Raw genomic sequence first — 13,364 nt, forward strand, 5'->3', positions numbered from 1 at the left:
GTTACGAATTACTAAGTCTGTCGAGGCTATATTGGGCTGCTTCTCGCACCTGGGGATGATCATCTTTGGCGAGGAACTTAACCGCCGCAAGACTCTTTTCACAAGGAAGTGCGCCTAGGGCTTCTGCGAGCCGTTGTCGTACTAGCCAATTGTCTGAGGAAACAAAGGTGACGAGGCGATCCACGGTTTCTACGGCACCAATTTCTCCCAGGGCGGCGATCGCCGCTTGTTCTAAAATGGCTTCCCCACTATCGAGGGCTTGAACTAGGGCATCCTTCGCTTCCGGACGACCAAGATTCCCTAACGAAACCGCCGCACTAAAACGTACTAACCAAGAGGTATCTTCATAAAAAGCCCGCAGCAGTGGTTTTAAAGCCCGCTCATCCTGGAGATACCCTAAAGCACCCGCTGCATCAGCCCGAATACCATAATCGCCGTCAGTTTCTAGGAGTTTAATCAAAATTGGATAGGACTCTTCTGTCTGCTTAATCCCCAGGGCAAAAACCGCCATCGAGCGAATTTGCAGCACCTCATCATCTAATACTTTTTTAATGAGGGGCATCGCTTCTAGGGGGGCTACATCCCGCAATTGGGCCAGGGCAATCATGCGATCCTTGGAGTTTTCACTTTCGAGTTGTTGGGAAAGTGTCGCTAAGCTGGGGTGAGACATAACCAAATTTTGTAAAAGTTCTTAATAAAATTGTAATCAAGATTCTCAGAATTTTTCAATAAACCATGACCCACCCCCTTAATCCGGTGTTGTTGATCCACGGCTTTTTAGACCGCCATACAGTGTTTACAACCTTGACTCGGTACCTTGGTCAGCAAGGTTGGGAAATTCATGCCCTTGATTTACAACCCAATGATGGCCGCCAGGCACTGCCCGTTTTAGCCAGCCAAATTGAAACCTATGTCCACCAACATTTTGGCGCGACCCAGCGGTTTGATCTCGTGGGATTTAGTATGGGGGGAATTGTGACCCGCTACTATTTACAACGGCTCGGCGGCAATCAACGGGTAGAACGTTATGTGAGTATTTCGGCCCCCAATAATGGCACGTTATCAGCCTATGGTTTGCCCTTTCCGGGGATTCGTCAGATGCGCCCGGATAGTGACTTGCTTCAGGATTTGAACCGTGATGTGGCCACTGCCCTAGAACCTGTAAAAGTCACTTGGCTATGGACTCCCTTTGATCTCATGATTCTCCCCGCCGAGAGTACGAAGCTCCCCATTGGCACAGGCGTGCAGTTGCCCGTACCTTTACATCCTTGGATGTTATCTGACCCCCGTGCCCTCAAGGCGATCGCCAAGGCATTGCAGCGATAGCAAACCTCAAAGCGTATGTCGTTCTGGTTGGTAGGATTGAATCGCCCGCATATACTGCGCCCGTTCAAAGGCACTTTCATCGGGACAATTAATCTGGCTCATGCTACCCCGCAATTGCTCAAGGGATAGATATTCATGTTCTTCGAGCCATTGCACCATTTCTGTTTCAATGGTTTCAATGTGATGAATACCATGGCGTAATAAAGTCGCCACTAAAGCCGTCACCTTTGCCCCCGCCATTAACATTTTGATCGCATCGGTGCCCCGTTGAATGCCACTGGTCGCCGCAAAATCCACATCCAAGCGGCCATAGAGCATCGCAATCCAGCGCATCGGCAGACGCATATCCAAGGGGCTACTCAGAATTAAATTCGGGGTGACTTCGAGGTTTTCGATATCAATATCCGGCTGATAAAAACGGTTAAATAAAACTAAGCCACTCGCCCCATTATCAACTAGCCGTTTCGCTATATTTGCCATGTTGCTAAAGAACGGACTCAGCTTTACGGCAACGGGAATATTTAAATTTTCTCGCACTGTCCGCACAATTTGAATATATTCATACTCCACTTCTGAACCGTTTTTATTCATATCCGTCGGGACATAATAAATGTTCAATTCAATGGCATCGGCGCCGGCTTGTTCCATCAGTTTGGCGGTGTGTTCCCATTCCCCTTGGTGGGAACCGTTGAGGCTGGCAATGATCGGCATTCTAACCATTGATTTAGCTGTCTGAATGTGTTCTAAATAGGCTTCTACACCCACATGAAAAACATCAGAAGCATTCTCTGGGAAATAATTTAAGGCTTCGGCAAAGGAGTCTGTGCCGTAGGTGAAGTGATGGTGCAATTCGAGTTTTTCTTTACGAATTTGTTCTTCAAAAAGGGAATGTAAAACGACGGCTCCGGCTCCGGCATCCTCCATCAGTCGAATGTTGTCGATATCCTCGGTCAGGGGGGCAGCAGCTCCGACAATTAATGGCGATCGCAGGGTCAGACCTAAATACTGTGTTGTTAAATCCATGATATTTCTCTGGTGTTTTTGATGATCTTGATCCCCCTAAATCCCCCTTACATAAGGGGGGCTTTAATTCAATTCCTTTTGCTTGCCTCCCTTAGGAAGGGAGGTGCCGAAGGCGGAGGGATCTCTTTGCAGGGGATCAAGTTTCGTCGCGTTTGGCAAGGTATTCGTACATCCGCCAACGGGTATCGACATCGCTCTGGGCTTGTTTGAGCAGTTCCTTCGCCGCTTGGGGTTTGGTCATGGTGAGCATTTTGAAGCGATTTTCTTTGTACATGGAGCTTTCGACGCTGCCTTTGGGGGTACGGCTATCGAGTTGGAGGGGGTTTTTGCCCTCTGTTTTGAGGTCGGGGTTATAGCGGTACAACAACCAACGCCCGCTTTCGACGAGTTCTTTTTGGTGACTCATGGCGGTTTGCATATTAATGCCGTGGGCGATGCAGTGGCTGTAGGCGATGATCAGGGAGGGGCCTTCGTAGGCTTCGGCTTCAAGGAAGGCTTTCAGGGTGTGTTCGTCTCTGGCGCCCATTGCCACCGATGCGACGTACACATTGCCGTAGGTCATGGCGATTAAGCCGAGGTCTTTTTTCGGGGCGGGTTTCCCACCGGCTGCAAATTTGGCAACGGCGGCGCGGGGGGTCGCTTTGGAGGATTGTCCGCCAGTATTGGAATAAACCTCGGTGTCCATCACGAGAATATTGATATTTTTCCCGCTGGCGATCGCATGATCGAGACCACCGAAACCAATGTCATAGGCCCAACCGTCCCCACCGACGATCCAGACGGATTTTTTCACGAGGTAATCGGCGAGGGACGCTAACTGTTTCGCGTCGGGGGAATTGAGGGTTGCGAGTTTATTTTTCAGTTCCCGCACCCGTTGCCGTTGTTCCCAAATGTCGGCTTCATCAGCTTGGCGGGCATTTAACAATTCACCGACAAAACTATCACCGAGTTCACCGCTTAAGCGTTGTAATAATTCCGCCGCAAATTGGGCTTGTTTATCGATAGAAAGGCGGAAGCCTAAACCGAATTCGGCGTTATCTTCAAAGAGGGAATTTGACCAAGCGATGCCCTGTCCTTCGGCATTGGTGGTGTAGGGGGTTGTCGGTAAGTTGCCGCCATAGATGGAGGAGCAACCCGTCGCATTGGCAATCACTGTGCGATCGCCAAACAGTTGGGAAACCAATTTAATGTAGGGGGTTTCACCACAGCCGGCGCAAGCACCAGAAAATTCAAAGAGCGGCTCCTGCAATTGTTGTTCGCGGATTTGATTGAGTTTTAATTCGCGCCGTTCCGGTAAAGGCAAACTGAGGAAGTAATCCCAATTCGTTCTTTCCTGTTCCCGTAGGGGCAATTGTTCCACCATATTGATCGCTTTCTTGGCGGGTTGCGCCTTGTTTTTCGCGGGACAAACATCCACACAAACGCCACAGCCGGTACAGTCTTCCGGAGCCACCTGAATCGTGAATTTCTGCCCTGAAAAATTCTTGTCTTTCGCATCAATGGATTTAAAACTTTCCGGCGCATTTCCTAACAGATTGGGTTCATAAACTTTGGCGCGGATCGTCGCGTGGGGACAGACCATCACACATTTACCGCACTGAATACAAACCTCTGGATCCCACTCTGGAATGAATTGGGCGACGTTGCGTTTTTCCCATTTCGAGGTTCCAGTCGGATAGGTTCCATCGCAGGGCAGACAACTCACCGGTAGGCGATCGCCTTCTTTGATCAGCATCGGCGCTTGGACATTGCGCATAAAGTCGGGCGCATTGGGAGACACCGCTGGCGGTTTACGAATGGGACTATTTGCCTCGCCCACGTTCACCTCAAACAAATTCGCCAAGGTGTTATCCACCGCCTGAATATTCATGGTGACCACATCCGCGCCTTTCTTGCCGTAGGTCTTCTGGATATATTCCTTAATTTTGGCGATCGCCTCCTCTTTTGGCAGGACACCAGAGAGAGCAAAGAAACAGGTTTGCATCACCGTATTAATTCTTCCGCCCATGCCACTTTCCCGGGCCACCTTATTCGCATTAATCACATAGAATTTTAAATTTTTGCGAACAATTTGTTCCTGCACCTCAAGGGGCAATTGATCCCACACTTGATCCGGAGCATAGGGACTATTTAAAAGAAAAATTGAACCATCCTTTGCACCACTCAGCACATCTAATTTTTCGAGGAATAACCATTGGTGACAGCCCACAAAATTCGCCTGATTAATTAAATAGGTGGAGCGAATTAAATTGGGGCCAAAGCGCAGATGGGAAACCGTCACTGCCCCTGATTTTTTCGAGTCATAGACGAAATAACCTTGGGCGTAATTACCCGTTTCTTCGCCAATAATTTTGATCGAATTTTTATTCGCGCCCACTGTTCCATCGGAACCTAAGCCATAAAACATCGCCCGTACCACGCTATCCGGCTCACTAGAGAAACTCGGATCATAGGCAAGGGAAGTGTGGCTAACATCATCATTAATGCCAACGGTGAAGTGATTCTTTGGTTTGACTTGATTTAATTCATCAAAAATCCCCTTTACCATCGCCGGGTTAAACTCTTTAGAAGACAAACCATAACGTCCCCCGACAACTTTTGGTATTGTGCCTTCCCAAGCTTCCATCAACGCCGACACCACATCTAAATAGAGCGGTTCACCATTTGCACCGGGTTCCTTCGTGCGGTCTAAAACCGCAATTTTTTCAACAGATTTTGGTAGCACAGCAATTAACACAGCAGAATCAAAAGGACGATATAAACGCACTTTTAAAACGCCAACTTTTTCCCCTTGGGCATTGAGGTAATCCACCGTTTCATGGACGGTTTCACAACCGGAACCCATCAGCATAATCACCCGTGTCGCATCCGGCGCGCCCACATATTCAAATAATTTGTAAGCGCGTCCCGTCAGTGCCCCAAAGCGATCCATCATTTCCTGCACAATGGCGCTGCATTTGTCATAGAACGGATTCACCGATTCCCGCGCTTGGAAAAAGACATCGGGGTTTTGGGCTGTGCCGCGCACCACTGGATGCTCGGGGGTTAAGGCTCTGGCGCGGTGGGCAAAGACATCTTCATCGTCGATCAAATCCCGTAAAACCGATTCATCGAGTAATTCAATTTTTTGAGTTTCGTGGGAGGTGCGGAACCCATCAAAAAAGTGGATGAAGGGCACACGGGCTTTCATCGTCGCCGCTTGGGCAATCAACGCCATATCGTGGGCTTCCTGCACCGAGGCGGAGGATAGCAAAGCAAATCCCGTCCCCCGCACAGCCATCACATCGGAGTGATCGCCAAAAATGGAGAGGGCTTGGGCAGCAACAGAACGGGCGGCAACATGGATCACCGCTGAGGTGAGTTCCCCCGCAATTTTGTAGAGGTTGGGGATCATTAATAGTAGCCCTTGGGAAGCGGTGAAGGTTGTCGTTAAAGAACCCGTTTGCAGTGCGCCGTGGACGGCTCCGGCGGCTCCTCCTTCACTCTGCATTTCGATGATGCTGGGCACGGTTCCCCAGAGATTTGGCTGTCCTTGGGAGGCCCAGGCATCGGCCCATTCACCCATCGGTGAAGCGGGGGTGATGGGATAAATGGCAATGACTTCGTTTAGTTTGTAGGCAACTTTGGCGACGGCTTCATTCGCATCGAGGGTGGCAATTGTGTTAGTAGCCATAATCTCAAAATTCTAATATTTTGCTGGTGACTGGGTGGAAATCGTGGGTGATGATCTGTTTTGTGAGTCGAGGCAGTGGAAAAAGTGATTGATGTTGGCTATTTTTTGAGCCTGATACTTTGTTGACTTTAACAACAAAATACTTGCTAAAAGTTATAAGAAAAAATAGAATTTGATTGGTCTGATCCGGAAAATCAAGGAAATATTTACACTTCTAATTTTAGAGACATTTCTTGCTGTCTTGGGTTGTTCTGCTGTAGAAAATGATAAAAATCAGTGAAGGTTTAAATTTCGTTGAAATCCTAGGGGAAGCTAAATAAGAAAAGTTATTTTTTACTTTTTTTTGTAACGATCTTGGGCATGGTTTAGGTGCCAACTTTTTTAGTAGAGATTGATTATGACACCTTCGGCAATAGAAGAAAAACTGTCGGTGGTTGGCCAAGAAGCTGGGCCTATTGCCAGCATAAAAATCTCGTCGGTTTAGCGATCGCCCACGAGAATTCAAAAAATTAAAGAATTACCTAGGAAAATTGGCCTTTGACTGAAGTTTTCGCGCGTAAACCCCAACCTTTCGCCTATACCTAGTCAGTCTAGAAGATTGTAGAGATTTCAATCTCAACGTCCATTTGGTTGGTTAAAGCAAAGGACTAAAACACAAGTAATAATCAAACCAAGAAGGAGAACTATTACAGAAATATCTGTGGAAGTATCCCAATTAGAGTCTTTTTCGATGTTGGGAGGACGTACAGGATAGACTGGATAAGCAGCAAAAACACTAATCAATCCAGAATCTTTTGGAATTTCCCAAAATGCTAGATTATTGCCAGCAGGAAAGATATAAGAGTGATTAGTAACCATAAAGCTGTACTTTGAGACGAAGAAATGGTTATTGCCGAGGATAAAGAGGTCTTGGCAAGGAGTAAGTAGATCGCCACTAAGGAAAACGGTTTAGTTCATGCTCATCGCTGTGGCGATCGCCCTCTTGATCTTTAGCAGGTAGAAACGGAGATATCTCCCGATGAGAAATAGGCGCAGTCACCATCGGAGACATAGGAACCGTAGCCCCCAGCCCCACCAGTGCTGTAGTAGGAATCATAGCCGCTAGAATTATTCCCATAGCTGCTGTCGTAATTATTACTGCCAGCGCCGAGGTAACCTTGCACCGTGTAATCGCCTGCATAGCCCCACGCACCAGTGTAGTAATCCAGCCAGTAACTCCCCGCAGGAATCGAGCCGCCAGCCAGATACTCAAGGATCATCAAATCTTCGCCCTGGATATATTCGCCATTGACATAGACCTGGGCTTTTACGGGTATCGAGGCACCCGCGAGCAGGAGGAGAGAAGACAAGACCGTCAGAGAAACTTTTTTCAGAAACATGGAACAAACCTCCCGTGAGGGAAAACTAGAAAAGTTAGAGACTGAAGCATTCTGGAACGATTAGGTCAGGTTGCTGGGGATAAGTAGTGGCCACAAAATTTTACTGATGCAGTTTGTCTAAATTTTTGACGCTCACCCTGGATTTATTATCTACTGATGTTTGAATTTTTCAGTGGTCTTTAACCTTACATTTCCCCCAAGCTGCCGTAATCCTCAGTGTAAATAAGCCATAGAGAAACTTTATTATCTAGGCTTTTTCCATGAAGGTTTTCTCATGGAATCTTCACTAGGGGTTTAGGGAAGCGGGTCAAGATATCCATAATCGTCAAGAATCTGGCGAGCAGTGTCGAGGTCAGATCCCAAAGGAGAGGTCTTTGCCCATGGAACCCGCCCAACGACAACGGAATGTTCAATGGCGATCGCCCCAGGGGATCTCTAGCCCAACCTCTGTTTCTGGGAAACGAGCCCCCCGATCTAGGCCGCCAGCCCCCCGTCACCGCATCGTGCTATATTCCCACGACACCATGGGCTTGGGTCACAAACGGCGTAATGTGTTGATTGCGCAGACCCTACAACGATCAGCTTTGCCCCTAGATATTTTGCTCATTAGTGGCATGGGCGATGGCAATGAAGGGCTTGCTACTGCGGGGATCGATTGTTTAAGTTTGCCAGCCTTGAAAAAAGGCCGGGATGGTTCCTATCGGGCACGTCATTTAGCTTTGCCTTTACGGGACATCATTGGGTTGCGATCGCAGCTAATTTTAAAAGCTGTTCAACAATTTCAACCGGATGTTTTCATCGTCGATAATGTCCCCAGGGGGGCAGAACGGGAACTAGACCCCAGCCTGGAATACATCCATAAGCAGCCCAAGATGCGCTGTGTTTTGGGGCTAAGGGATGTGTTGGACGACCCGGCAGCGGTGCGGCGGGATTGGCAACGGGCAGATAACGAAACGGCCATTCGTCGCTACTATGATGCGGTGTGGATTTACGGCGATCCCCAGGTTTACGATCTGCGGCGGGAATATGATTTTTCCCCAGAGGTGGTCGCAAAAATGCTGCCCCTCGGTTATTTCAATCAATGTGATCGCCTCCAGTATTTAGGGCAACCCTGGCAAGAAACCTTAAAAGCATGGGATTTACCAGCCCGGTTCGTCCTCGGTGCGGTGGGTGGCGGCCAAGATGGGGAGACCCTGGCGATCGCCTTTGCCCAAATTCCCTTCACCGCCGAGAATCCGGGGGTGCTACTCACGGGGCCTTTTATGCCGGAGTCCGTGCGCCAAACCCTAGGGGCGATCGCCCAACATAATCCCCACCTGACGATCCTTCCCTACTGTCCCGAACCGACGATTCTCATGGCCGCCGCCGAACGGGTGATTGCCATGGGCGGCTACAATACCGCCTGTGAAATTCTTTCCTTCCAGAAACCCGCTTTGATTATTCCCCGTATAAAACCCCGCCAGGAACAATGGCTGCGGGCGACCCGTTTAAAACAATTGGGTCTGGTGGACGTGCTCCATCCCCACCAGGTTAATCCTCAGAATCTAGTGGCTTGGCTCCGTTGTGATCCAAAATCCCCCAAGTGCAGTGCTGGTCTTAATCTCCAGGCCACCGAACAATTGCCCCTCCTTTTAGCTCAGATGCTCAAGACTTCTAGCGGTTTTACTGCCCAAGCTTCCTAGTCCATCACCTTATTTCCATTATTTGTTCAATGTGCCATGGCCATTGCCTACGTTGTTAAACGCTATCCCCGCTATTCAGAAACCTTTATCGTCAATGAAATTCTCGCCCACGAAGCAGCGGGTTTAGACATCAAAATTTTTGCCCTGCGGCCCCCGGTGGATAGTCATTTCCAAGACAAAATTGCCAGGGTCAAAGCCCCCGTCACCTACATTCAAAAACCTAGCCAAGGGCGATCGCACCCCGATTTATTGGGGCAAAATCCCACCGCAGCCAGTTACCTCTGGGCAGAAATCCAAGCTACCGCCACCCTGATCCCTGACCTCTGGAAAAAATTAGCCTACGCCGCCGGAGAACGTTCCAGTGTTCTGTATCAAGCCCTCTGGCTCGCCCAAGCCGTCCGCCACCAGGGGATCACCCATCTCCATGCCCATTTTGCTAGCGTCGCCACCAGTGTTACCCGGTTAGCCGCCCACTTTGCGGAAGTACCCTACAGTTTTACGGCCCACGCAAAAGATATTTTCCACGAGAGCGTTGATCCAGCCGATTTCGACCGCAAACTCCAAGATGCCTGCGCTGTGGTGACTGTCAGCGACTATAACCGTGCCTATTTACAACAGCAGTATGGGGAAGTTGCAACTAAGGTCAAACGCATTTACAACGGCATGGATTTAACGGAACTTCCCTACCAACCTCCTTTAGAAAATCCACAGCCACCGTTAATTGTGTCAGTGTCGCGCCTCGTGGAAAAGAAGGGCTTGACCTATCTGATCGCCGCCTGTGATCTGCTGCGCCGTTGGGGTTGCGAGTTTCACTGTCACATCGTGGGGAGTGGCCCCCTAGAAACGACATTGCGATCGCAAATTGCCCAACACCAGCTAGAGCCTTGGGTGGAGGTCATTGGCCCCAAACCCCAGGGAGAAGTGTTTCAGCTTCTAAAACAGGCGACAGTTTTTGCGGCTCCCTATGTCATCGGGAAAGACGGTAATCGAGACGGTTTACCTACAGTTTTGTTAGAGGCGATCGCCTTGGGGACTCCCTGCGTGGCGACGGATGTCACAGGAATTCCTGAAATTATTGCTCACCAGAAAACGGGGTTGCTGGTGGCCCAAAATGATCCAGAACAACTCGCCAAAGCCCTCCAAATTCTTTTAAACCAAGCAGATTTACTGCACCACTTCACCCAGGCAGCCCGCCAGCGTTTAGAACAAGCCTTTAATCTCCAGCGCAATGCGGCCCAACTCCGCCAACTGTTCCACCAAGGGGAGGCCCAACGATGAAAATTGCCTATGTCTGCGCCGATCCAGGCATTCCGGTCTTTGGCTGTAAAGGGGCCTCGATCCATGTGCAAGAGATGATCCGTGCCTTTCAGAACCAGGGGGCAACGGTAACGCTATTTGCCGCGAGGCTTGGAGGTGAACCGCCTGCAGACTTGGCCGATTTACCCGTTTACTGCTTGCCCAAAGTTCCCAAAGGAGATCTGGCAAGCCGTGAGCAGGGACTCTTTCAACAAAATCAGACGTTGCAAAATTTATTAACCCAGGCGGCCCCCTACAATCTCGTCTATGAACGTTATTCCCTCTGGAGCCAGGCGGGGATGACCTCTGCGCGAAACTGGCAGATTCCCGGCATTTTAGAAGTGAATGCGCCCCTAATTGAAGAACAGGCCACCCACCGGGGTTTAATTGACCGGGATTTAGCGTTGCAGGTCGCAGCGACAGCCTTTGGGAAAGCAACAGCTTTAATCGCCGTGTCCGAGGGGGTGAAGGCCTATTTACAGCAATGGGTGCCGGGCGATCGCCTTTTTGTGCTGCCCAATGGCGTGAATCCAGACCGATTTTCGGAGGTTTTCAAGCCGTCCGCCGCAAAGCCGTTTACGGTGGGTTTTGTGGGTTCCCTCAAGCCTTGGCATGGCCTAGATTGCCTCATTGAAGCCTTTGCTCAACTGCGACAAACTGTCCCGGAAGCGCGTTTGTTGATCGTCGGCGATGGCCCCCAACGGCAAGCCCTTGAACAGGCGATCGCCCAGCGCAAGTTAACGGCCCAGGTGCAATGGACAGGGGCTGTGGCTCCAGAGGCAGTTCCGCACTGGTTAAGCCAGATGAGCGTGGCTGTGGCCCCCTATCCCGCCAGTGAAAATTTTTATTTTTCCCCCCTCAAGGTGGTGGAATACATGGCAGCAGGCTTGCCTGTGGTGGCGAGTCACATCGGTCAACTGCTGGACATTATTGACGATGGGGTGACGGGGATTTTGTATCCACCAGGGGAAGTAACAGCCCTGGCCCAGGCCCTCGAATATCTCTGGCGATCGCCCCAGTACCGGGAACAGTTAGGTCTGGCTGCCCGTGGTTTCGTGCTTAAACACCATACCTGGGATCACATTGCCACCCAAATTTTGGCGATCGCCAAAGCCTCATTTTTTAACGTTGAGGTTAAAAGTTAGAAAAATATGCACCGTGCCTCCCCCATGACCCAAGCTGTCCCTGGCCTCTGGGCTGTAATCACCACCTTTTGGCCCCAAATTCGTGTCCAGTGGCGACTCTTGCTAGTGGCGATGGTGACTTTACTGGCGGATGTGGGGTTACGGCTATTGGAACCCTGGCCCCTCAAGCTGCTCATTGATGGGGTGCTGATTCCCGCTCAAACCCAACCGACCCTGGCTTTTTTCGGTTTTACAAATCTCGATCCCGCCTGGCTATTAGTTTTAATTGCGGCTGGAGTCATTGTGGTTGCTGTGAGTCGGGCGATCGCCACCTATTGGAATACCGTTAGTTTGGCGATCGTCGGTAGTCGCGTCATGGCCCAGGTGCGGGATCAACTGTACAGTCATCTGCAACGGCTTTCCCTGCGCTACCACTACCAAGCCCGCAGCGGCGATCTAATTATCCGCGTCAGTAGCGATGCAAATCGTCTCCAGGAAATTTTGCTCACGGCGGCGTTGCCCCTGGTGGTTAGCCTGTTAACCCTGGGGGGAATGCTTGGGATCATGGCCTGGCTTGACTTAAAACTCACCCTCTTATCCCTCGTGACTTTTCCGCTGTTTTGGTTTGCTGCCAGCCGTTTAAGTGCCAAAATTCGCCGTGCTTCCCTCACCCAACGCCACCGGGAAGGGGCCGTCGCCGCCACCGCCGCCGAATCCCTCGCCGCGATTAAACTGGTGCAAGCCCTTTCCCTAGAGCAAGCCTTTGCGGATCTTTTTAGTCGCCAGAACCAACAGAGCCTCCAGGAAAGCATTGAAACCAAACGATTGGCCGCAAACCTGGAGCGGGTGGTGGATGTGTTGATTGCCCTGGGAACAGCCTTGGTGATGGGCTACGGGGCACATCTGGTGATCGAAGATGCCCTCACGCCAGGAACAGTTTTGGTGTTTTTAACCTATCTGCGCAACGCCTACAAACCCGTGCAGAATTTTGCGAAATACACAGGCCGTCTAGCAAAGGCGGCGGCATCAGGGGAACGGATTTTAAATATTTTGGCGGAAACCCCCGATATTCAAGACAAACCAGGGGCGATCGTCGCGCCGTCTCTCCGGGGGGTGATTGAATTTAAAAATGTCTCCTTTGGCTATCATCCCGACCAAGGAATTCTTAAGGGGCTAAATTTAACGGTGCAACCCGGCGAAAAAATTGCCCTCGTTGGTGCTTCCGGCAGTGGAAAATCGACCTTTCTCAGTTTGTTGTTGCGCCTCTATGACCCAACAGCGGGGAAAATTCTGATTGATGATCAGGATCTGCGGGATTATCAACTGACGAGCCTCCGGAACCAAATGGCGGTGGTGCTGCAGGAGAGTTTACTGTTTGCGGCAACGATCCGGGAAAATATCGCCTATGGCATCGAGAACGCAACGATGGCCAAGATCGAAGCGGCGGCCCGTTTAGCCAATGCCCATGACTTTATCTTGCAACTGCCCCAGGGCTACGACACGGTGGTGGGGGAACGGGGCACAACCCTTTCTGGTGGGCAACGGCAACGGTTGGCGATCGCCAGGGCCGCGATGCGACAAACCCCCATTTTGATCCTGGATGAACCCACCAGCGGCTTGGATAAAGTCAATGAACAGTTGGTTTTTGAAGCCCTAGAACGGTTAGCGGAAAATCGCACCACCTTTCTCGTCACCCATAATCTCCAGTTGGCGATCGCCGCCGACCAAATCCTTTACCTCGATCAGGGGCAAATCCGAGAACAGGGCACCCACGCCGAATTACTGGCTCGTCAGGGCGTCTATGCCGACCTTTTCCAACGGCAAACCCTCGCAACCGTCACCAAATCCTTGGGGCGTTAAC

General features: G+C 50.4%; 10 protein-coding genes. 5 read left to right on the forward strand and 5 right to left on the reverse strand.

The genetic code is table 11. The features are described from left to right. Nucleotide 1 precedes the first annotated feature (1 nt). The gene (locus AWQ22_RS07400) at nucleotides 2-670 is read right to left on the reverse strand and encodes a HEAT repeat domain-containing protein (protein ID WP_065710659.1); all 669 of its coding nucleotides are present in this window, start codon (nucleotides 668-670) and stop codon (nucleotides 2-4) included. A gap of 65 nt (nucleotides 671-735) precedes the next feature. Between AWQ22_RS07400 and AWQ22_RS07405 the strand changes: the two genes are divergently transcribed. After that, entirely contained in the window at nucleotides 736-1,326 is a 591-nt protein-coding gene (locus AWQ22_RS07405; protein WP_065710660.1) for a triacylglycerol lipase, read from the forward strand. Between the two features lie 6 nt (nucleotides 1,327-1,332). On the opposite strand, the gene AWQ22_RS07410 is transcribed toward AWQ22_RS07405, so the two are convergent. The 4 genes from AWQ22_RS07410 to AWQ22_RS07425 form a co-directional block, all read right to left on the reverse strand. Then, nucleotides 1,333-2,349 (reverse strand): dihydroorotate dehydrogenase-like protein, encoded by a 1,017-nt coding sequence (locus AWQ22_RS07410; protein WP_065710661.1) that lies wholly within the window; start codon nucleotides 2,347-2,349, stop codon nucleotides 1,333-1,335. A gap of 136 nt (nucleotides 2,350-2,485) precedes the next feature. Next, a complete protein-coding gene (gene nifJ / locus AWQ22_RS07415) occupies nucleotides 2,486-6,022 on the reverse strand; it encodes a pyruvate:ferredoxin (flavodoxin) oxidoreductase (RefSeq protein WP_065710662.1) in 3,537 nt (1,178 codons plus the stop codon). A 615-nt stretch (nucleotides 6,023-6,637) separates the two neighbouring features. Next, nucleotides 6,638-6,880, reverse strand: coding sequence for a hypothetical protein (locus tag AWQ22_RS07420; protein WP_065710663.1), 243 nt, complete (start codon nucleotides 6,878-6,880; stop codon nucleotides 6,638-6,640). A 131-nt stretch (nucleotides 6,881-7,011) separates the two neighbouring features. Further along, complete coding sequence (locus tag AWQ22_RS07425) at nucleotides 7,012-7,401, reverse strand: hypothetical protein (protein WP_065710664.1); 390 nt, start codon at nucleotides 7,399-7,401, stop codon at nucleotides 7,012-7,014. Nucleotides 7,402-7,781: 380 nt separating this feature from the next. On the opposite strand from AWQ22_RS07425, the gene AWQ22_RS07430 reads away from it, so the two are divergent. The 4 genes from AWQ22_RS07430 to AWQ22_RS07445 are packed head-to-tail and all read left to right on the forward strand — an operon-like array spanning nucleotide 7,782 to nucleotide 13,363. Then, on the forward strand, nucleotides 7,782-9,083 hold the full coding sequence (locus AWQ22_RS07430; RefSeq protein ID WP_065710665.1) for a glycosyltransferase family protein: 1,302 nt from the start codon (nucleotides 7,782-7,784) through the stop codon (nucleotides 9,081-9,083). A gap of 36 nt (nucleotides 9,084-9,119) precedes the next feature. Beyond that, a complete protein-coding gene (locus tag AWQ22_RS07435) occupies nucleotides 9,120-10,361 on the forward strand; it encodes a glycosyltransferase family 4 protein (RefSeq protein ID WP_065710666.1) in 1,242 nt (413 codons plus the stop codon). Beyond that, the gene (locus tag AWQ22_RS07440; protein WP_065710667.1) at nucleotides 10,358-11,524 is read left to right on the forward strand and encodes a glycosyltransferase family 4 protein; all 1,167 of its coding nucleotides are present in this window, start codon (nucleotides 10,358-10,360) and stop codon (nucleotides 11,522-11,524) included. Before AWQ22_RS07435 ends, AWQ22_RS07440 begins: the two co-directional genes overlap by 4 nt. Before the next feature lie 6 nt (nucleotides 11,525-11,530). Beyond that, nucleotides 11,531-13,363, forward strand: a complete 1,833-nt coding sequence (locus tag AWQ22_RS07445) for an ABC transporter ATP-binding protein (RefSeq protein WP_065710668.1) — start codon at nucleotides 11,531-11,533, stop codon at nucleotides 13,361-13,363. Nucleotide 13,364 lies beyond the last annotated feature (1 nt).

The organism is Picosynechococcus sp. PCC 7117 (assembly GCF_001693275.1).
GTDB lineage: Bacteria > Cyanobacteriota > Cyanobacteriia > Cyanobacteriales > MRBY01 > MRBY01.

Bases quoted from the DNA above. Each gene is read 5' to 3' on its own strand.
- AWQ22_RS07435 (WP_065710666.1), top strand. From the start codon at position 9,120: ATGGCCATTGCCTACGTTGTTAAACGCTATCCCCGCTATTCAGAAACC.
- nifJ (WP_065710662.1), bottom strand. From the start codon at position 6,022: ATGGCTACTAACACAATTGCCACCCTCGATGCGAATGAAGCCGTCGCC.
- AWQ22_RS07445 (WP_065710668.1), top strand. From the start codon at position 11,531: ATGCACCGTGCCTCCCCCATGACCCAAGCTGTCCCTGGCCTCTGGGCT.
- AWQ22_RS07405 (WP_065710660.1), top strand. From the start codon at position 736: ATGACCCACCCCCTTAATCCGGTGTTGTTGATCCACGGCTTTTTAGAC.
- AWQ22_RS07425 (WP_065710664.1), bottom strand. From the start codon at position 7,401: ATGTTTCTGAAAAAAGTTTCTCTGACGGTCTTGTCTTCTCTCCTCCTG.
- AWQ22_RS07430 (WP_065710665.1), top strand. From the start codon at position 7,782: ATGGAACCCGCCCAACGACAACGGAATGTTCAATGGCGATCGCCCCAG.
- AWQ22_RS07410 (WP_065710661.1), bottom strand. From the start codon at position 2,349: ATGGATTTAACAACACAGTATTTAGGTCTGACCCTGCGATCGCCATTA.
- AWQ22_RS07400 (WP_065710659.1), bottom strand. From the start codon at position 670: ATGTCTCACCCCAGCTTAGCGACACTTTCCCAACAACTCGAAAGTGAA.
- AWQ22_RS07420 (WP_065710663.1), bottom strand. From the start codon at position 6,880: ATGGTTACTAATCACTCTTATATCTTTCCTGCTGGCAATAATCTAGCA.
- AWQ22_RS07440 (WP_065710667.1), top strand. From the start codon at position 10,358: ATGAAAATTGCCTATGTCTGCGCCGATCCAGGCATTCCGGTCTTTGGC.